This is a genomic window from Acidovorax sp. SRB_24, from assembly GCF_012931925.1.
The window spans coordinates 1-19,758 of record NZ_MWOM01000020.1 but is presented as its reverse complement, the minus strand read 5'-3'; the positions used below and the strand labels follow the sequence as shown (position 1 = coordinate 19,758).

The window sequence follows — 19,758 nt, the reverse complement described above, 5'->3', positions numbered from 1 at the left end:
GAAGTGCGGGGCACGCCTGCGGGCCTGGAAAGACGGCGCCGCACAGGCCTGCGCACCAGACCGGAAGCACCATCCCCCATGAGAGACCAAGCCCTTCTAGACAAGATAGACCTGCACCTCATCCGGGTCTTGCACACGGTGCTAACCGAGCGCAGCGTCTCGCGCGCCGCCGTGCGCCTGGGCATGCACCAGCCGGCCGTGTCCGGCGCCCTCAAGCGGTTGCGCGACCTGGCGGGCGATCCGCTGCTGGTGCGCTCGGGCGCCGCCATGCTGCCCACCGATGCGGCGCTGCGCATGGTCGAGCCTGCCGGCGCCATCCTGCGCGCGGCCGAGGCGCTTTTCTCCGACGCTCGCGGCTTTGACCCGCGCAGCGCCACGCGCACCTTCCGCGTGGCCGCCAGCGACTACCTCGACCCCCGCTTCCTGCCGCGCCTGGTGGCGCGTATCAAGTCCGAGGCGCCGCTGTGCCCCATCGACATCCTGGCGCTGACGCCCGACGCGCACTACCACGCGCACCTGGAGCAGGGCGAGGTCGACGTCGTGATCGGCAACTGGCCGCAGCCGCCGAGCGACCTGCACATGGGCCGCCTGTTCGCCGACGAAGTGGTCTGCCTGGTCAGCTGCGAGCACCCGGCCGTGCGCCGCGGCTGGGTGCCGGAGGACTGGCTGGCGGCCGAGCACATTGCGCCCACGCCCACGCACCCGGGGGCGCGGGGCGTGATCGATGCGCACCTGGAAAGCCTGGGCCTGTCGCGCCGCATCACGGCGCGCTGCGCGCACTTCAGCGCCATCCCCGACATCGTGGCGTCGAGCCTGCTGGTGCTGACCACCGGGCGCCAGTACTGCGAGCGCTACACCGAGCAGCTGCCGCTGGCGATCCTGCCGTGCCCCGTGCCCTTTCCGCCGCTCATGTACTACCAGCTGTGGCATGCGCGCACGCACCAGTCTGCCGCCGCCATGTGGCTGCGCGAGTGTGTGAAGGCGGTGGCGGAGTCGCTACGAAAACAATAGCTTTCAGCGCACGTCCATGCTGCGCCAGAGGCCTATTTCATCGAATGCCAAAATCAAACTGAGAGACAATCGCCCGCATGAGTTTCACCGCACCCTCCCCCAGCCCGGGCGCGCCGCCGCCGCGGCTGCAGCTGACCGGCATCACCAAGCGCTACCCCGCCGTGGTGGCCAACAGCGGCGTCTCGCTGACCGTGCAGCCGGGCGAAATCCATGCCGTGCTGGGCGAAAACGGCGCGGGCAAGTCCACGCTGATGAAGATCATCTATGGCGCCACCCGCCCCGACGAGGGCACGGTGGCGTTCAACGGCAAGCCGGTGCAGGTGCGCAACCCGCAGGAGGCGCGCGCCCTGGGCATTGCGATGGTGTTCCAGCACTTCAGCCTGTTCGACACGCTCTCGGTGGCCGAGAATGTGTGGCTGGGGCTGGACAAGCGCCTGGGCCTGGCCGAAGTGACGCAGCGCATCACGGCCAAGGCGGCCGAGTACGGCCTCGACATCGACCCGCTGCGCCCGGTGCACACGCTCAGCGTGGGCGAGATGCAGCGCGTCGAGATCATCCGTGCCCTGCTCACCGACCCCAAGGTGCTGATCCTCGACGAACCGACTTCGGTGCTGACGCCCCAGGCGGTCGAGAAGCTGTTCGTGGTGCTGCGCAAGATTGCGTCGGAGGGCTGCAGCATCCTGTACATCAGCCACAAGCTGCACGAGATCCGCGCCCTGTGCACCGCGTGCACGGTGCTGCGCGGCGGCAAGGTCACGGGCGTGTGCAATCCCTCCGAAGAGTCCAACGCCTCGCTCTCGCGCCTGATGATCGGCGCCGAGCCCCCAGCGCTCACGCACCGCCCCGTGCACGCCGGCGCCGCCGTGCTGCGCGTGCAGGGCCTGAGCCTGCCGCGGGCCGACCAGTTTGGGGTCGATCTGCTCGACCTGCAACTGGAGGTGTGCGCCGGCGAGGTGGTGGGCATTGCCGGGGTGTCGGGCAACGGCCAGAAGGAGCTGCTGTATGCGCTCTCGGGCGAAGACCCCCGCGCCGAGCCGGCGATGGTGCAGGTGGCTGGCCGGCGCGCCGGGCGCCTTTCGCCGCGCGCACGCCGCGCCTTGGGTTTGCACTTTGTGCCGGAAGAGCGCCTGGGCCGTGGCGCGGTGCCCGGCATGGGCCTGGCGCACAACCTGCTGCTGACGCGCAGCGACGCCGTGGGCGCTTTCGGCTGGATCGGCATGGGCGCGCTGCAGGCGCAGGCGCGGGGCATCATCGCGCGCTTTGGCGTCAAGGCCGGCGGCCCGAATGCAGCGGCACAGTCGCTGTCGGGAGGCAACTTGCAGAAATTCATCGTCGGCCGTGAGATCGACGCGAACCCCAAGCTGCTCATCGTCTCCCAGCCCACCTGGGGGGTGGACGTGGGCGCGGCGCAGCAGATCCGCAGCGCCATTTTGGCGCTGCGCGACGCCGGCTGCGCCGTGCTGGTGCTCAGCGAAGAACTCGAAGAGCTGTTCGACGTCAGCGACCGGCTCTACGTCATGGCCAAGGGGCACCTGTCGCCTTCGGTGGACCGCGCCGAAGCGACGGTCGAGCGCATTGGCGAGTGGATGAGTGGCCTGTGGCACGCCGACGTGCAGGCCCACCTGGCCCGCAGCCCAGCGCAGCGGCACGCACTGGACCAGGAGACCCCCCATGCTCAAGCTTGAACCCCGCCCCCAGGCCTCGCGCGGGTGGAGCTACGGCTCGCCGCTGCTGGCGCTGGCGATCACGGTGCTGATCGGCATCGCGCTGTTCGCCGCCCTGGGCAAGGACCCGGTGCGCGGCCTGCAGGTGTTCTTCTGGGAGCCCATCAAGTCGCCGTACGCGCTCGGCGAGCTGATGGTCAAGGCCACGCCGCTCTTGCTGATAGCGCTGGGCCTGGCCGTGTGCTTTCGCTCCAATATCTGGAACATCGGCGCCGAAGGGCAGTTCGTCATGGGCGCCATCGCGGCCGGCGGCATGGCGCTGCTGGCCGACAAGACCACCGGCCCCTGGATCATGCCGGTGGTGCTGCTCGCGGGCGTGCTGGGCGGCATGGTCTGGGCGGGCCTCGTGGCCCTGCTGCGCGACCGCTTCAACGCCAACGAAATCCTGGTCAGCCTGATGCTGGTGTACGTGGCCACGCTGGTGCTGGGCTACCTGGTGTTCGGGCCGTGGAAGGATCCGATGGGCTACAACTTCCCGCAGACCAAGACCTTCGAGAAGGCAACGCAGATTCCGCGCCTGATGGCCGGCTCGCGCATGAACATCGGCCTGCTGCTGGCGCTGGCCGGCGCGGGGGCGCTGTGGGTGTTCCTGTTTCGCACGCGCTCGGGCTTTGCGCTGCAAGTCGGTGGACTGGCACCGGCGGCGGCGCGCTACGCGGGCTTTTCCACGCGCCGCGCGCTGTGGACCGCACTGCTGATCTCGGGCGGCGCGGCCGGCCTCGCGGGCGCCCTGGAAGTGGCCGGGCCGATCGGCCAGCTCACGCCCTATGTGCCGGCCGGCTACGGCTTTGCCGCCATCATCGTCGCGTTTGTCGGGCGCCTGCACCCGGTGGGCATGGTGTTTTCCGCCATCCTGATGAGCATGTTCTACATCGGCGGCGAGCTGGCGCAGTCGCGCCTGGGCTTGCCGAAGTCGCTCACGGGCGTGTTCCAGGGCCTGCTGCTGTTCACGCTGCTGGCCTGCGACACCTTGATCGCCTACCGCATCCGCTGGGTGCGCACCCCCACGGCCCTGAAGGGAGGGCTCTGACATGGAATCCTATGCATTGCTGATCGGCGCCACGCTGAGCGCGGGCACCGTGCTGGCCATTGCCGCTTTAGGCCTGCTCATCAACGAGAAGGCCGGCATCGTCAATCTGGGGGCCGAGGGCATGATGCTGTGCGCCGCCATCGCCGGCTTTGCCACCGTGGTGCACACAGGCAATACTTGGCTGGGCTTTGCCGCCGGCATGGCCGCGGGCGCGTTCTTGGCCGCCATCTTCGGCGTGCTGGTCATCTGGCTGGGCACCAACCAGTACGCCACGGGGCTGGCCCTGTCGCTGTTTGGCGTGGGCTTTTCGGCCTTTGCCGGCATCCAGTATGTGCAGGCCAAGCTGCCCGAGCTGCCCAAATACGCCATCCCCGTGCTCGGCGACCTTCCGCTCGCCGGGCCCGCGCTGTTTCGCCAGCACCCGCTGGTATACCTGACGATCGCCTTTGCCGCCGCGCTCGTGTGGTTCCTGTACCGCTCGCGCGCGGGGCTGGTGCTGCGCTCGGTGGGCGAGTCGCCGCAATCGGCGCATGCACTGGGCTACCCGGTGCGCCGCATCCGACTGGCCGCCGTGATGGCGGGCGGCGCCTTGTGCGGCCTGGCCGGTGCGTACATTTCCACCGTCTACACGCCGCTGTGGGTCGAAGGCATGGTGGCGGGCCGCGGCTGGATCGCGCTGGCGCTCACGACCTTTGCCACATGGCGGCCGGCGCGCGTGCTGCTGGGCGCCTACCTGTTCGGCGGCGTGACCATGCTGCAGTTCCATCTGCAGGCCACAGGCGTGCAGGTGGCCAGCCAGCTGTTGAGCATGCTGCCCTATGTGGCCACCATCGTGGTGCTGGCGCTCATTTCGCGCAATCCGACCTGGATTCGCGTCAACATGCCGGCCTCGCTCGGCAAACCGTTCTATCCGGGCTCCTGAGCCAGCCGTTCCCCGTTTTTTTTACTCGCAAGGAAATCCAATGACGAATCTGCAGAAACGCTCGCTGCTCCAGACGGTCGCACTGACCGCCGTGGCAGTTGCCGCCCTGGTGGGCTGTGGCAAGAAGGAGGAGGTCGCTCCCGCCGCAGCCCCGGGGGCCGAGGCGCCTGCCAAGAGCGAGCCGCTGAAGATCGCTTTCATGTACGTGAGCCCCGTGGGCGACGGCGGCTGGACCTACCAGCACGAGCTGGGCCGCCGCGCCATCCAGGAAAAATTCGGTGACCGGATCGAAACCTCCTTCGTCGAAAGCGTGCCCGAAAGTGCCGACTCCGAGCGCGTGATGCGCGACATGGCCGGCCAGGGCAGCAAGCTGGTGTTTGCGACGAGCTTTGGCTATCAGGAGTTTGTGCAGAAGGCGGCCGCAGACCTGAAGGACGTGAAGTTCGAGCACGCCACCGGCTACAAGACCGCTGGCAACGTGGCGACCTACGACACCAAGACCTTCGAAGGCGCGTACCTCGCCGGCATCGTGGCGGGCGGCATGACCAAGACCAAGACCATCGGCGTGGTGGCGTCCGTGCCGATCCCGGAAGTGGTGCGCAACATCAACAGCTTTGTGCTCGGTGCGCAAAGCGTGGACCCGGCCATCAAGGCCAAGGTGGTGTGGGTCAACGAGTGGTTCAGCCCGCCCAAGGAGTCTGAAGCTGCGACCAGCCTGATCAATGGCGGTGTCGACGTGATGTACCAGAACACCAACTCGCCTGCCGTGCTCAAGACGGCGCAGGAGCGCGGTGTCCGCGCCTTCGGCAAGGACGGCGACATGAGCGCCTTCGCGCCCCAGGCCCACCTGGGCTCGGCCGTGATCGACTGGACACCGTACTACACCAAGGTCACCCAGGACACGCTCGACGGCAAGTGGGAAGGCGGCTCGTTCTGGTGGGGCGTCAAGGAAGGTGCGATGGACCTCGTGAAGATCGCCGACGACGTGCCCCAGGAGGTCAAGGACCGGGTCGCGAAGGCCAAGGCGGGCATGAAGGACGAGAGCTTCCATGTCTGGACCGGCCCCATCCAGGACAACGCCGGCAAGGAAGTGCTGCCCGCGGGCAAGGTCGGCGACAACGCCTTCCTGACCGGCATCGATTTCTACGTCCACGGCGTCGAAGGCAAGGTGCCTGGCGCGAAATAAGCGCGACGCCCGAGCAAGAGCGGCCCTGCGGGGCCTTTCTTCTGGGCGCCTGCGACCGGCCAGACTGTCGTTTTCGGGAGAACCCGCGAAAACCCCGGTGTTTTTTGCCTATATTTGCGGGGCTTACCCGAGCAGCCACCGGCACGCAGCGTTGCGATGCCCCGCCTCTTTCCCCTGTTGTATCCAGAGAACCCTTTAAGGAAAAGACCATGACCGATCTTCAAAAACGCTCCCTGCTCAAGGCGACGGCGCTGTCCGCCGTCGCCGCCGTCGCGCTGGTGGGCTGTGGCAAGAAGGAGGAGCCGGCACCGCCTGCAGCGGCGCCTGCGGCCGCCCCTGCACCCAAGGCGGAGCCGCTGAAGATTGCCTTTGCCTATGTCGGCCCCGTGGGCGACGGCGGCTGGTCGTACGCGCACGACAACGCCCGCAAGGCGCTGGAAAAAGAGTTTGGCGACCGGATCGCGACCACGTTTGTCGAAAGCGTCCCCGAGTCTGCCGACGCCGAGCGCGTGCTGCGCGACTTCGTCGGCCAGGGCAACAAGCTGATTTTCGGCACCACGTTTGGCTACATGGAGTCGATGGTGAAGGTGGCGGCGGACAATCCGGACGTCAAGTTCGAGCACGCCACCGGCTACAAGACGGCGCCCAACTTGCGCACCTACGACAGCCGCACCTACGAAGGCGCCTACCTGGCCGGCGTGATCGCGGGCGCCATGACCCAGTCCAACACCCTGGGCGTGGTGGGTTCGGTGCCGATTCCCGAGGTCATCCGCAACATCAACAGCTTCACGCTGGGGGCGCAGTCGGTCAATCCCAAGATCACGACCAAGGTGGTCTGGGTCAACGAATGGTTCAGCCCGCCCAAGGAAACCGAAGCCGCCACCTCGCTGATCAACGGCGGCGCCGACATCCTGTTCCAGAACACCGACTCTCCCGCCGTGCTCAAGACGGCGCAGGAAAAGGGCAAGCGCGCTTTCGGCTGGGACTCCGACATGACCGCCTACGGACCCAAGGCCCACCTGGGCTCGGCCATCATCAACTGGGCGCCTTACTACACCAAGGCCGTCAAGGACGTGCTCGATGGCACCTGGAGCACCGGCCAGGCCTGGTGGGGCGTGAAGGAAGGGGCAATCGACATGGTGTCGATTGCCGAAGACGTGCCCGCCGAAACCAAGGCCAAGGTCGATGAAGTCAAGAAGGGCCTGAAGGACGGCAGCTTTGCGATCTGGAAGGGCCCGATCCTCGACAACAGCGGCACGGAAGTGATCGCCAAGGACGCGGTCGCCGACGACAAGTTCCTCGGCGGCATCAACTTCTACGTCAAGGGCGTGGAAGGCAAGGTCCCGGGCGGCGACAAGAAGTAAGAGAGCGCGCGCCCCACCGCACGCACCAGGGCCGCCAGCAGGCGGCCCTTTTTTCTTAAGGAAATTCCCATGATGGAAGCAACCCTGTGGCACCCGGTGGCGCTGTCGAATGACGTGGCGCAGGCCCCCGTGCCCGTGCGCCTGCTGCAGCGCGATGTGGTGCTGTGGCGCGACGGCACCGGCGCGCTGCAGGCCTTTGCCGACCAGTGCCCGCACCGCGGCGCCCGCCTGTCGCTGGGCCGCGTGCACGACGGCAAGCTGGAGTGCCCGTACCACGGCTGGCAGTTCGCCGCCAGCGGCCAGTGCGTACACGTGCCGGCGCTGCCCACCTTCACGCCTTCCGCCGCACACTGTGCGCACCGCTTTGAAGCCTGCGAGGCCCAGGGCCTGGTCTGGGTGCGGTTGGAAGCGGGCACGGCGGGCCTACCCGCCTTCGAGGCCGAGAGCGACGCGCGCCTGCGCAAGCTCAACTGCGGGCCCTACGATGTGGCCGCCAGCGCGCCGCGCATCATCGAGAATTTTCTCGACATGTCGCATTTTGGCTTCGTCCACGAAGGCTGGCTCGGCACGCGCGCGGCCACCGCGATCGACGACTACCGCGTCGAGCCGACGCCCACCGGCCTGCGCGCCACGGGCTGCAAGGCCTGGCAGCCGCAGTCCAACCTGCATTCCACGGCGCCGGCGCAGGTCGAATACACCTATGAAGTCACCGGCCCGTATACCGCCGTGCTGACCAAGGTGCCGGAAGAGGGCTCGACGGCCGTGCAGGGCTGGCGCGAGTCGATCGCGCTTTATGTCTGCCCGCTCACGCCCGAAAGCAGCCGCGTGTGGTTTCGCCTGGCCGTGGCCGATTTCGATTCGCCCGATGCCAAGCTGCAGGCCTTCCAGCACACCATCTTCACGCAGGACCAGCCGGTGCTCGAGTCGCAGAATCCCAAGCGCCTGCCGCTGGACCTGCGCGCCGAGCTGCATACCGCCGCCGACAAGGCCTCGTCGGCCTACCGCCGCTTCCTCAAGGCCAGCGGCACCACCTTTGGAGTCTGCTGATGTTCCAGGTCCCGCCCATCGCCACGCACCGGCTGCCCGCACTGCTGTGCAGCATGCCCAAGGCCGAGCTGCACATCCACATCGAGGGCTCGCTGGAGCCCGAGCTGATCTTTGCCCTGGCACAGCGCAACGGCGTGCCGCTGCCCTACGCCAGCGTGGAGGAGCTGCGCAGCGCCTATGCGTTCAGCAACCTGCAGAGCTTTCTCGACATTTATTACGCCGGCGCCAGCGTGCTGTTGCATGAGCAGGACTTTTACGACATGGCCCGCGCCTATCTTGCGCGGGCTGCTATCGATAACGTAGTGCATACGGAAATTTTCTTCGACCCGCAAACCCACACGGCGCGCGGCGTACCGATGGCGGCCGTGGTCAATGGCCTGCACCGCGCCTGCGCCGATGCGCGCGCCGAGCTGGGCATCAGCGCCGCGCTGATCCTGTGCTTCCTGCGCCACCTGAGTGAGGAGTCGGCCTTTGAAACCCTCGAGCAGGCATTGCCGGTCCTCGACAGGATCGTGGGCGTGGGGCTCGATTCGAGCGAGGTCGGACACCCGCCCGAGAAGTTTGCGCGGGTGTTCGCACGTTGCCGCGAACTGGGCCTGCACCTTGTGGCCCATGCGGGAGAGGAAGGCCCTCCGGCCTATATCTGGAGCGCGTTGGATGTGCTGAAGGTCGAACGCATCGACCATGGCGTGCAGGCAGTGCATGACGCTGTGCTGATGCGGCGCCTTGCGCAGGACCGTATTGCGCTCACCGTGTGTCCGCTGTCGAACCAGAAACTGCGCGTGTTCCCGAACCTTGCAGACCACAACCTGGGCAAGCTGCTGGAAGCAGGGCTGGCCGCCACCGTCAATTCCGACGACCCAGCCTACTTTGGTGGCTACATCAACGAAAACTTCACGCAGGTGTTTGCGGCCACAGGCATGACCGCGCAGGATGCCTACCAGCTTGCTTTGAACAGCTTTGAGGCGAGCTTTGCCAGCAATTCCGACAAGCGTTTGTGGGAGCACAAACTCAAGGAAACCTTCGAGCGTTTTGTCGCGCACGACGGCTGAGCTGTGGCGAAAAGGCTGGTGTTGTGCGGCTGCGATGTGTTTGCCGCGCAACACTGCGAGGCACCGGAAAAAATCGGGTGGAACGGCAAATTGCCTGTGGAAACACGGGCTCAGACACCGGCTTGCGACCCATCCGTGGCGTTGGAGGGCGCAATGAGTTTTCGGGTAAACCCTGGAAAAAACTAGAATTGTGAGGTTTTGTACGCGTCGATTGGCAGGTTGTAGCGTGGCGCGGTATGTCGCTCGCCCGGCGGCTGTTGTCTGCGCGCACCCTCAGCCTTGTTCCTTATCGGAGTCGTTCCATGTTTCTCAATCAACTTTCCATCGGCAAGCGCTTGGCCGTGGTGCTGGGTCTGATCCTGGCATTGTTTCTGGCCAGCAGCGTGGTGGCGGTGGTCAAGCTGAGCCAGCTGGGCAAAGAGATCGACGCCATGGTCAATGGCAACATCAAGGCGGAGCGTGCGGGCTCCGACTGGTTGCGCCACACCACATCGGGCGTACAGCGCGCGGCGGCCATTGCCAAGAGCAGCGATGCCGACCTGATTCCGTATTTCGCTCCGGCCACGGCCGCGTCGATCAAGGAAACCAATGAATTGCAGAAGTTCATCGAATCCAAGATGGATACGCCAGAAAAAAAGCAGCTGTTTGCCAAGGTGGCCGAGTTGCGCAAAAACTACCTTGCAGCCCGCGAAGAAGTGAGCAAACTCAAGCAGGCCGGTGACGCCGAAGGCGCCAACAAGGTCTTCAACGAGCGGTTCGAGCCCACGTCGCGCAGTTACCTCGCTGGGGTGCAACAGATGGTGGACGCCCAGCGCACCGAGCTGGATGCGGCAGGCAAACACAGCGAAGAACTGCGTGCCCAGACCTCTATGCTGTTGGCGATCTGCACGGGCGTTTCGCTGCTGCTGGGGGCCTTGCTGGCCTGGCTGCTGGCCACCAGCATCACGCGCCCGCTGCGCCAGGCCGAGGCGATTGCCGAGTCGATCGCCGGCATGGACCTCACGGGAGCGCTCCAGTCGAGCTACGCTGGCGATGAAACCGGCCGCCTGCTGCGTGCGCTGGATGTGATGCGCACCGAATTGCACACGTCCATGTCGCAGGTGCGCGGCGTGGTGGACAGCATCTCCACCGCCAGCACCCAGATCGCGACGGGCAACCAGGACCTGAGCGCACGCACCGAGCAGACCGCCAGCAGCTTGCAAGAGACCGCCAGCTCGATGGAAGAGCTCACAAGTACCGTACGCCAGAGTGCGGACTCTGCCATGCAGGCCAACCAGCTGGCAGCGTCGGCCGCGCAGGTGGCGCAACGTGGGGGCACGGTGGTGGCCCAGGTCGTCAGCACCATGGATGAGATCAACGCCAGCAGCAAGAAAATCTCGGACATCATCGGCACCATCGACGGCATTGCGTTCCAGACCAACATCCTTGCGCTCAACGCGGCGGTAGAGGCCGCCCGTGCGGGAGAACAGGGGCGCGGTTTCGCGGTGGTGGCCAGCGAAGTGCGCTCGCTGGCGCAGCGTTCTGCCCAGGCGGCGAAGGAGATCAAGACGCTGATTGGCGTCTCGGTGGAGAAGGTGGAGTCGGGTGCGGCGCTGGTGCGGGATGCCGGCAGCACCATGACCGATATCGTCAGCTCCGTGGGCCGTGTTTCCGACATCATCGGGGAGATCAGCGCCGCGGCATCCGAGCAGAGCCAGGGCATTGGCCAGGTGAACGTGGCGGTGAGCCAGCTCGACCAGATGACGCAGCAGAATGCCGCACTGGTGGAAGAGTCCACGGCCGCGGCCGAAAGCCTCAAGGATCAGGCATCGCGCCTAGCCGATGTGGTCGGCGCCTTCCGCCTGGGCGCGGCATCGCAGGCGCTGCGCCTGAGGTGACCCTTATCTCGACATTGTTGCAATATCGCTTTCATTGCGCGGGAGTAATCCCCTAGCAAACTCCCTCCACGCACTGCTTGCGTTTTTCCCACGGAAAGGCTGTTGTCCTGCGGCTTTTTCGTTTTTCATCCAGGACCATGTAGAGGAACACCATGTACAAAAACCTCGCAGCTGCGCTCGCGGCCGCCTGTTTTTTCTTCCCCGTTTTTTCCCAGACCCCGGCCGCCAAGGCGCCGTCCAAAGAACCGCTGCGGATCGGCTTTGTCTATGTCACGCCGGTGCTCGACGCCGGCTGGACGCGCCAGCATGACCAAGGGCGGCGTGCCGTGGAGGCGGCGCTGGGCAGGCGGGTCGAGACGACTTTTGTCGAAAGCGTGCCCGAGGGCGCTGACGCCGAGCGCGTGATCCGCGACCTGGCGCAGACCGGGCACCGGCTCATTTTCACGACCAGCTTTGGCTACATGGAGCCCACGCTCAAGGTGGCGCAGGATTTTCCGAACGTGAAGTTCGAGTCCATCACCGGCTACAAGCAGGCGCCCAATGTGGCCACGGCCAATGCACGCTACTACGAGGGCCGCTACTTGGCCGGCATCGCGGCCGGGCGCATGAGCCAGACCGGCGTGGCGGGCTATGTGGCGGGCTTTCCCATCCCTGAGGTGCTGCAGGGCATCAACGCGTTCACGCTTGGCATGCGCTCGGTGAACCCGAAGGCAACGGTCAAGCTGGTCTGGCTGGACACCTGGTTCGACCCGCCGCGCGAGCGCGATGCCGCCATGGCGCTGTTCAACCAGGGCGTGGACGTGGTCTCGTTCCACACCGCATCGACCGCGGTGATGGCCGCCGCCCAGGAGCGCGGCAAGCTCGCCGTGGCCTACCACTCGGACATGCGCAGCGTCGGGCCCGACGCGCAGATCGTGGCCGTCACGCACCAGTGGGGCGGCTACTACACGCAGCGCGCCCGCGCCGTGCTGGACGGCAGTTGGAAAAGCGGTGATGTCTGGGGCGGGGTGCGCGAGGGCATGATCCGCATGGAAGGGTTTGGCTCCAAAGTGCCCCAGGCCGTGCAGCAAGAGGTGCTGGCACGCCAAAAGGACATCGGCGCGGGCAAGCTGCAGCCATTTCGCGCGACCGGGGCTGCCGTGCGCGACAACACCGGCCGCGAGGTCATCGCGCGCGGCCAGGCGCTGACCGACGCGCAGATCCTGCAGATGAACTGGCTGGTCGAAGGCGTGCAGGGGAAAATCGCGCGCTGACCCCACTCGCAGCATGCCCATGGCCGAACGGGCTGGCGCGGGCCTATCCTTGTACCCAGGGCGCGACAGCGTCGCGCATGGAGACCGTGGATGAACCCGCACCCAGCCCTGCGGCTGCATGTGCCGGAGCCGACGGGGCGGCCCGGTTGCAAGACCGATTTTTCCTACCTCAGCGTCTCGCCCGCGGGCGCGGTGCGGCGTCCGCCGATCGACACCCCCGCTGCCGACACGGCCGACCTCGCCAACCACTTGGTGCGCGTGCTCGACCCCGAGGGCCGTGCCGTCGGGCCCTGGGCCGTGGCCCTCGCGCCCGAGCGCCTGCGCCGGGGCCTGCGCGCCATGCTCAAGACGCGCATTTTCGACGCGCGCATGCTGATCGCGCAGCGCCAGAAGAAGCTCTCGTTCTACATCCAGTGCCTCGGCGAGGAAGCGATCGCGGTGGCGCATGCGCTGGCGCTGGCGCCGGGCGACATGTGCTTCCCGACCTACCGCCAGCAGGGCCTGCTGCTGGCGCGCGACGACATTCCGCTGTCCGAGATGGTCTGCCAGCTCATGAGCAACGAGCGCGACCCGCTCAAGGGGCGGCAGCTGCCCGTCATGTATTCGTACAAGCGGGCAGGCTTCTTCTCGATCTCGGGCAACCTGGCCACGCAGTTCGTGCAGGCCGTGGGCTGGGCCATGGCGTCGGCCATCCAGGGCGACACGAAGATCGCCTCGGGCTGGATCGGCGACGGTGCCACGGCCGAATCCGACTTCCACACGGCGCTGACCTTCGCCCATGTCTACCGCGCGCCCGTCATCCTCAACGTGGTCAACAACCAGTGGGCCATCTCCACCTTCCAGTCGATTGCCGGTGGCGAGGGCACCACCTTTGCTGCGCGCGGCGTGGGCTGCGGCATCGCCTCGCTGCGCGTCGATGGCAACGACTTCCTCGCGGTGTACGCGGCCTCGCAGTGGGCGGCAGAGCGCGCACGCGGCAACCACGGCCCCACGCTGATCGAATGGGTGACCTACCGGGCCGGGCCGCATTCCACGTCCGACGACCCTTCCAAATACCGCCCGGCCGACGATTGGCAGCGCTTTCCGCTGGGCGACCCGATCGCGCGCCTGAAGCAGCACCTGATCGCCCTCGGCGCCTGGTCCGACGAGCGCCATGCGCAGGCCCAGCAGGAGCTGGAGGCCGAGGTGGTCGCGGCGCAGAAGGAGGCCGAGAGCCACGGCACGCTGCTCGACGGCCGTGTGCCGAGCGCCGCCACCATGTTCGACGATGTCTACCAGGAGCTGCCCGCGCACCTGCGCCGCCAGCGCCAGCAGCTGGGGGTCTGAGCCATGGCAGCGCGCGCACAAGAGTCCCCGGAGCCGGGCGCCCCGGCAGAGACCGTTCCCATGACCATGATCCAGGCGCTGCGCTCGGCGATGGACGTGGCGATGGAGCGCGATGCCCAGGTCATCGTCTATGGCCAGGACGTGGGCTATTTCGGCGGCGTGTTCCGCGTCACCGAAGGTTTGCAGGCCAAGTACGGCACGTCGCGCTGTTTCGACGCGCCGATCTCCGAGGGTGGCATCGTCGGCACGGCCGTGGGCATGGGCGCCTACGGGCTGCGGCCCGTGGTCGAGATCCAGTTCGCCGACTATTTCTACCCGGCCATGGACCAGATCGTCTCCGAAGCGGCGCGGCTGCGCCACCGCTCCGCGGGCGATTTCACCGCGCCCATCACCATCCGCATGCCCTGCGGCGGCGGCATCTATGGCGGGCAGACGCACAGCCAGAGCCCCGAGGCGCTGTTCGTGCATGTCTGCGGGCTGCGCACGGTCATGCCCAGCAACCCTTACGACGCCAAGGGCCTGCTGATCGCGTCCATCGAGAACGACGACCCGGTCATCTTCCTGGAGCCCAAGCGCCTCTACAACGGTCCGTTCGACGGCCACCACGACCGCCCGGTCGTGCCCTGGTCCCAGCATACGCTGGGCAAGGTGCCCACGGGCCACTACACGGTGCCGCTCGGCAGCGCCGCTGTGTTCCGGCCCGGCAGCGCGGTCACTGTGCTCACTTACGGCACCATGGTCTGGGTGTCCGAATGCGCGGCACGCGAGACCGGCATCGATGCCGAAATCATCGACCTGCGCACCCTCTGGCCCCTGGACCTGGACACCGTCGTGGCGTCGGTGAAGAAGACCGGCCGCTGCGTCGTCGTGCACGAGGCCACCGGCACCGGCGGCTTTGGCGGCGAACTGGTCGCGCTGGTGCAGCAGCACTGCTTCTACCACCTCGAAGCCCCGATCGAGCGCGTGACCGGCTGGGACACGCCCTACCCGCACGCCCAGGAATGGGCCTACTTTCCGGGCCCGGCGCGCGTGGGCGCGGCCTTGCAACGCACGGTGGAGGCATGACCATGGGTCTCTACGCCATCCGGGTGCCCGACATTGGCGAGGGCATTGCCGAGGTCGAGCTGGTGGCCTGGCATGTGCAGCCGGGCGACACCGTGGCCGCCGACCAGCCGCTGGCCGACGTGATGACCGACAAGGCCACGGTCGAGATCCCGTCGCCGCGGGCCGGCAAGGTGCTGGCGCGCGGCGGCGAGGTGGGCCAGTCGCTGGCCGTGGGCTCCGAGCTGCTGCGGCTGGAGGTGGAAGACGCGGGCAACCTCCAGGGCAGCGCGCCCGCTCCTGCAGCCGCGTCTGCCCCGGTACCGTCGCCAGCGGCCACGGCCAGCGCGGCGGCAACCCCGCCGGCGGCTGCGCCCGTGTCAGCACCTGCTGCGGCGCGACTCCCGCCAGCGTCGCGTGCCGAAGCGGCAGCGCCGCAGGCCGCCGAGCGCGCGCTGGCCGCACCCGCTGTGCGCCATCGCGCGCGGGACTTGGGCATTGCGCTGCACGAGGTGCACGGCAGCGGCCTGGCCGGACGCATCCAGCACGCCGACCTCGACGCCTATCTGCTGGCCAGCCGGCCGGCGCCACAGGCGGGTCCGACGGCCTATGCCGAGCGCGAGGGCGAAGAGGCCGTTCCCGTCATCGGGCTGCGCCGCAAGATTGCGCTGAAGATGCAGGAGTCCAAGCGCCGCATCCCGCACTTCAGCTACGTCGAAGAAATCGACGTGACCGCGCTCGAGGCGCTGCGTGCCGAGCTCAACGCACGGTACGGTGCGGCGCGTGGCAAGCTCACACTGCTGCCCTTCCTGGTGCGCGCCATGGTGCTGGCGCTGCGCGAGTTTCCACAGATCAATGCGCGCTTTGACGACGAGGCCGGCGTGGTCACGCGCCATGCGGCCGTGCACCTGGGCGTCGCCACGCAGACCGTGCTCGGCCTCATGGTGCCGGTGCTGCGCCACGCCGAGGCGCTCGACCTGTGGGCCTGCGCGGCCGGCATCGCGCGCGTGGCCGAGGACTCGCGCAGCGGCAAGGCGGTGCGCGCGGCGCTGTCGGGTTCGACCATCACGCTGACAAGCCTGGGGGCGCTCGGCGGCATTGCCAGCACGCCCGTCATCAACCACCCCGAAGTGGCCATCGTCGGCGTCAACCGCATCGCCCTGCGCCCCATGCTGCGCGAGGGGCAGGTCGTGGGGCGCCTCTTGATGAACCTGTCGTCCTCGTTCGATCACCGCGTGGTCGATGGGCTGCACGCCGCCCAGTTCATCCAGGCCATGCGTGCGCTGCTCGAAACGCCGGCACTGCTGTTCGTGGAATAGGGCCGGGGCGCTGCTTTTCCGCGATGGGGCGCCGCAGCGCAGCAGGGTGCAGGGCGTGCGGTCCCATTCCCCCGCATGCCCTGCGGGGCCCGCTTGCGCCGGGCGGCTAAGCTTGCGGCGCTGCACCTGGGCCGCAGCGCAGGCCTGCCTGGTGTCCGTGCTCGGCTGGCGGGTTGCGGCATTTATGGAGCAAAATACGGCTCTAACGCTTGTTGGTCAAGCGCTGATAGCTATCAAAACAATAGTCTTGCGAGGAAGCAATATGAGCATCAAGAGCGACAAGTGGATCCGCCGCATGGCCGAGCAAACCGGCATGATCGAGCCGTTCGAGCCCGGCCAGGTGCGCGAGGCCGAAGGGCGCAAGATCATCAGCTACGGCACCAGCAGCTACGGCTACGACATCCGCTGTGCGCCCGAGTTCAAGGTGTTCACGAACATCCACAGCACCGTGGTGGACCCGAAGAACTTCGACGAAAAAAGCTTTGTCGACTTCCATGGCGACAGCTGCATCATCCCGCCCAACAGCTTCGCGCTGGCGCGCACGGTCGAGTACTTCCGCATCCCGCGCAACGTGCTCACCATCTGCCTGGGCAAGAGCACCTATGCGCGCTGCGGCATCATCGTCAACGTGACGCCGTTCGAGCCCGAATGGGAAGGCTACGTGACGCTCGAATTTTCCAACACCACGCCGCTGCCGGCCAAGATCTACGCCGGCGAAGGCTGCGCGCAGGTGCTGTTCTTCGAGAGCGACGAGGTCTGCGAAGTCAGCTACAAGGACCGCGGCGGCAAGTACCAGGGCCAGCACGGCGTGACCCTGCCCAAGGCCTGATTCCCGCGGGAATGGCGGCGCTGGGCAGGGCCGGGGCGGCTGCGCCCCGGCTGCGGCATCAGTTCAGCGGCACGCGCGCGCCGTCGCGGAAGGCATAGAGCGTGACGGCCGGCTGGGTCAGCTCGCCCTTGGCGGTGAACGTGATGGGGGCGGTCACGCCCTTGTAGTTGGCCTTGCCGATGAAGGGCACATAGACCTTCGGATCGGCCGAGTTGGCGCGCTTCATGGCGTCCACCAGCACATAGGTCGCGTCATAGGCATAGGTGCTGTAGTTCTGGAACTGGCCGGGGAACTTGGCGTCGTACTTCTTCTTCCACTCGGCGCCGCCCTGCATCTTCTGGATCGAGGCGCCGCCGGTGGCGCAGGTCACGTTGGCCAGCGTGCCGGCCTTGCTCGCCAGCTCGGGCAGCTTTTCGGTGCACAGCGCATCGCCACCGAAATACTTCACATTCGACAGGCCCAGCTGTTCCATTTGGCGCAGCATGGGGCCGGACTGTGCGTCCAGGCCGCCAAAGAACACGGCGTCGGGCTTCTTGCCCTTGATGGACGTCAGGATGGCCATGAAGTCCGTGGCCTTGTCGTTGGTGAATTCCTCGCTCACCACCTCCATGCCCTTTTGCCGTGCCGTGGCCTTGAACACGTCGGCCAGGCCCTGGCCGTAGGCGGTGCGGTCGTCGATGATGGCCACGCGCTTGAGCTTGAGCGTGTCGTGGGCGTAGATGGCCAGCGCCGCGCCCAGCGCGTTGTCGTTGGCGATCAGGCGGAAGGTGGTCTTGTAGCCGGGCTTGGTGACATCGGGGTTGGTGGCCGCCGCCGTGATGTGGGGAATGCCGCACTTGCTGTAGACAACTGACGCGGGAATCGTGGTGCCCGACTGCAGGTGGCCGACGATGCCGGCCACCCGCGCGTCGCAGAGCTTTTGCGCGACGGCCGTGGCCTGGCGCGGATCGCCCGCGTCGTCCTCGGCCACCAGTTCGAACTTGACCTTCTTGCCCCCGATCACCAGGTTCTGCGTGTTGATTTCTTCGAGCGCCATGCTGACGCCGTTTTGCGTGTCCTTGCCGATGTGCGCAATGGCGCCCGAGGTCGGACCGGCGTGGGCAATTTTCACGGTCCGGGTGTCCTGGGCACTGGCGCCGGCGGCCAGCAGCGAGAGCGCGGCGACGGCCAGGCAGGACGGGGACGGCAGGAAGGGGCGTGGGTTCATTCGGTGTCTCTTTCTGATCGGCGGAATAGTGAGATGGGTCAATGCGCGGAACGCCGTGGCAGCCTATCAGCAGCGGGCAGCCGCCTGCATCAGGGAATGTTCTGCAAAATTCACCCCCGCCGCGCACGCCAATCTGCGTTAAATAGGCTATACATAATAGGCAGCGGCTCTGCACCGCGCGCCACAGGGGGCCAGCGGTTTGCGCCGCCTTCAGGTGCGCAGCGCCAAGCGCGCCGCGGCCAGGTCCCAGCCACCCCAGCCGCAGCTCTTGAACAGCACCGGGCCCGGCCCGGGCACGCGCACGCCGCGCATCACGTCGCCCAAGGTGGCCAGGGCGCCCACATCGATATCGGCCTGCAGCAGGTCGCCGGCCTCGTGCACCGCGTCCACGGTGTCGACGACCACGCTGCCGGCCTGCACGAAGTGGCGGCACAGCGCGGGCGAGAGTTCGGCCATGGCGGGCGTGAAGGCGCCCACGGCGGCCATGAAGGCGTCAGCGCGCGGCAGGCCGCGCAGCACCACGGCGCCAGCGGGCGTGCAGGTGACCACCAGCGGGCACTCGGCCAGCGCGGCATCGGGATCGTCGGTGGTGCGCGCGCGGGCGCCGAGCTGGCGGGCCTGCTCGGCCAGCGCCTCGGCGCTGGCGCTGCTGCGCGAGGCGACGACGACGTCGCGCACGCCCAGGCCAAGCACGAAGCCCTGCAGGTGCGCCAGCCCCTGCACGCCCGCACCGACGATCAGCAGCGGGCCCTGCGGCTTCGGCGCCATCAGCCGCGCGGCCAGCAGCGAGACCGCGGCGGTGCGGTGTGCCGTGACCGTGGGGCCGTCGAGCACCAGGCGGCGCGTGCCGCTGGCAACGTCGAACACGACCACGTCGCCCTGGATGGTCGGGCGGTCCGTGCCGGCGTTGGCCGGGGTAAAGCTGATGAGCTTGGTCATGGCCACGTGCGCATCGGTCGCGGGCATCACGAACAGGCTGCCGCCGCCGCCCAGCGGCAGCACCAGGCGCGCCGGCACGCGGACGCTCGGGTCGCGCAGCACCAGCGCGATCTCGTCGGCCAGCGCGTTCCAGGGCAGGCGCGCCGCAGTGTGGGGGCCGTCGAGCAGCCGGCCGGACGGTGGAAGAGAAGGGGGTGGAGGCAGGGTTTCGGGCATGCCCATGACTGTAGCGCTGCCACTGCCGGCCCTCTCCTACAGTGCAATGGGTGTTGTGCCGCGCCCGGCGGGCCGCGCCGCTGCCTAGCATTCGTGCCATGTTCCTTGCGGCTGCCCCGCGCAGCTTTTACACCATGCCACCAGCCCTGCCGACCCCTTTCCCTTCGCGCTCCTCGCCATCGGCGCCGCCGCGCTGGCCGCGCTTGTTCCTCGCTGTGGCGCTGGTCGCGATTGCGGCGCAGCTCCTGGCCATGGCTCAACTGGCACAGCACCAGGTGCAGCGCGGCGTGGAACTGCGCCAGACCATCGCCATGCTGCCTGCCGGCCAGGCCCGTGCGGAGCCCGGCGCCGCGGCGGCGCAGGCCCAGGCGCAGTTGCGCGCAGGCGCGGCGCCGCTGCACACCGCCGCCGCGTC

The 19,758-nt window shown here is 67.6% G+C and carries 17 protein-coding genes; 15 read left to right on the top strand and 2 right to left on the bottom strand.

The window, feature by feature from the left end; all coding sequences use genetic code 11:
• Window positions 1-78 precede the first annotated feature (78 nt).
• The 14 genes from B2J89_RS09375 to dcd all read left to right on the top strand — a co-directional run bounded on the left by B2J89_RS09375 (window position 79) and on the right by dcd (window position 16,981).
• Window positions 79-1,011 carry a LysR family transcriptional regulator gene (locus B2J89_RS09375; RefSeq protein WP_169168820.1) on the top strand — a complete coding sequence of 311 codons (933 nt, stop codon included), beginning with the start codon at window positions 79-81 and terminating at the stop codon, window positions 1,009-1,011.
• A 77-nt stretch (window positions 1,012-1,088) separates the two neighbouring features.
• Entirely contained in the window at window positions 1,089-2,696 is a 1,608-nt protein-coding gene (locus tag B2J89_RS09370) for an ABC transporter ATP-binding protein (RefSeq protein ID WP_169168819.1), read from the top strand.
• On the top strand, window positions 2,683-3,765 hold the full coding sequence (locus B2J89_RS09365; protein ID WP_169168818.1) for an ABC transporter permease: 1,083 nt from the start codon (window positions 2,683-2,685) through the stop codon (window positions 3,763-3,765). The genes B2J89_RS09370 and B2J89_RS09365 overlap by 14 nt, the downstream gene beginning before the upstream one ends.
• A 1-nt stretch (window position 3,766) precedes the next feature.
• Window positions 3,767-4,687: an ABC transporter permease gene (locus B2J89_RS09360; RefSeq protein WP_169168817.1), complete on the top strand. Its 921-nt coding sequence runs from the start codon at window positions 3,767-3,769 to the stop codon at window positions 4,685-4,687.
• 40 nt (window positions 4,688-4,727) lie between these two features.
• Entirely contained in the window at window positions 4,728-5,873 is a 1,146-nt protein-coding gene (locus tag B2J89_RS09355) for a BMP family ABC transporter substrate-binding protein (RefSeq protein WP_169168816.1), read from the top strand.
• Window positions 5,874-6,082: 209 nt separating this feature from the next.
• Window positions 6,083-7,237, top strand: coding sequence for a BMP family ABC transporter substrate-binding protein (locus B2J89_RS09350; protein ID WP_169168815.1), 1,155 nt, complete (start codon window positions 6,083-6,085; stop codon window positions 7,235-7,237).
• Window positions 7,238-7,306: 69 nt separating this feature from the next.
• Window positions 7,307-8,284, top strand: a complete 978-nt coding sequence (locus B2J89_RS09345) for an aromatic ring-hydroxylating dioxygenase subunit alpha (protein WP_169168814.1) — start codon at window positions 7,307-7,309, stop codon at window positions 8,282-8,284.
• A complete protein-coding gene (locus B2J89_RS09340) occupies window positions 8,284-9,336 on the top strand; it encodes an adenosine deaminase (protein ID WP_169168813.1) in 1,053 nt (350 codons plus the stop codon). The genes B2J89_RS09345 and B2J89_RS09340 overlap by 1 nt, the downstream gene beginning before the upstream one ends.
• Window positions 9,337-9,638: 302 nt before the next feature.
• Window positions 9,639-11,213, top strand: coding sequence for a methyl-accepting chemotaxis protein (locus tag B2J89_RS09335; protein ID WP_169168812.1), 1,575 nt, complete (start codon window positions 9,639-9,641; stop codon window positions 11,211-11,213).
• A gap of 152 nt (window positions 11,214-11,365) precedes the next feature.
• Entirely contained in the window at window positions 11,366-12,466 is a 1,101-nt protein-coding gene (locus B2J89_RS09330) for a BMP family ABC transporter substrate-binding protein (RefSeq protein ID WP_169168811.1), read from the top strand.
• Window positions 12,467-12,556: 90 nt separating this feature from the next.
• Window positions 12,557-13,792, top strand: a complete 1,236-nt coding sequence (locus tag B2J89_RS09325) for a 3-methyl-2-oxobutanoate dehydrogenase (2-methylpropanoyl-transferring) subunit alpha (RefSeq protein ID WP_169168810.1) — start codon at window positions 12,557-12,559, stop codon at window positions 13,790-13,792.
• Window positions 13,793-13,852: 60 nt separating this feature from the next.
• Entirely contained in the window at window positions 13,853-14,857 is a 1,005-nt protein-coding gene (locus B2J89_RS09320) for an alpha-ketoacid dehydrogenase subunit beta (RefSeq protein WP_169168809.1), read from the top strand.
• Window positions 14,858-14,859: 2 nt separating this feature from the next.
• Complete coding sequence (locus B2J89_RS09315; protein ID WP_169168808.1) at window positions 14,860-16,152, top strand: dihydrolipoamide acetyltransferase family protein; 1,293 nt, start codon at window positions 14,860-14,862, stop codon at window positions 16,150-16,152.
• 262 nt (window positions 16,153-16,414) lie between these two features.
• Complete coding sequence (gene dcd, locus B2J89_RS09310) at window positions 16,415-16,981, top strand: dCTP deaminase (protein WP_169168807.1); 567 nt, start codon at window positions 16,415-16,417, stop codon at window positions 16,979-16,981.
• Window positions 16,982-17,039: 58 nt separating this feature from the next.
• On the opposite strand, the gene B2J89_RS09305 is transcribed toward dcd, so the two are convergent.
• A complete protein-coding gene (locus tag B2J89_RS09305; RefSeq protein WP_169168806.1) occupies window positions 17,040-18,188 on the bottom strand; it encodes a branched-chain amino acid ABC transporter substrate-binding protein in 1,149 nt (382 codons plus the stop codon).
• Between the two features lie 210 nt (window positions 18,189-18,398).
• On the bottom strand, window positions 18,399-19,343 hold the full coding sequence (locus tag B2J89_RS09300; RefSeq protein WP_169168805.1) for a delta(1)-pyrroline-2-carboxylate reductase family protein: 945 nt from the start codon (window positions 19,341-19,343) through the stop codon (window positions 18,399-18,401).
• A 134-nt stretch (window positions 19,344-19,477) separates the two neighbouring features.
• Between B2J89_RS09300 and B2J89_RS09295 the strand changes: the two genes are divergently transcribed.
• A partial coding sequence (locus B2J89_RS09295; protein ID WP_169168804.1) for a hypothetical protein occupies window positions 19,478-19,758 on the top strand: 281 nt, incomplete at its 3' end.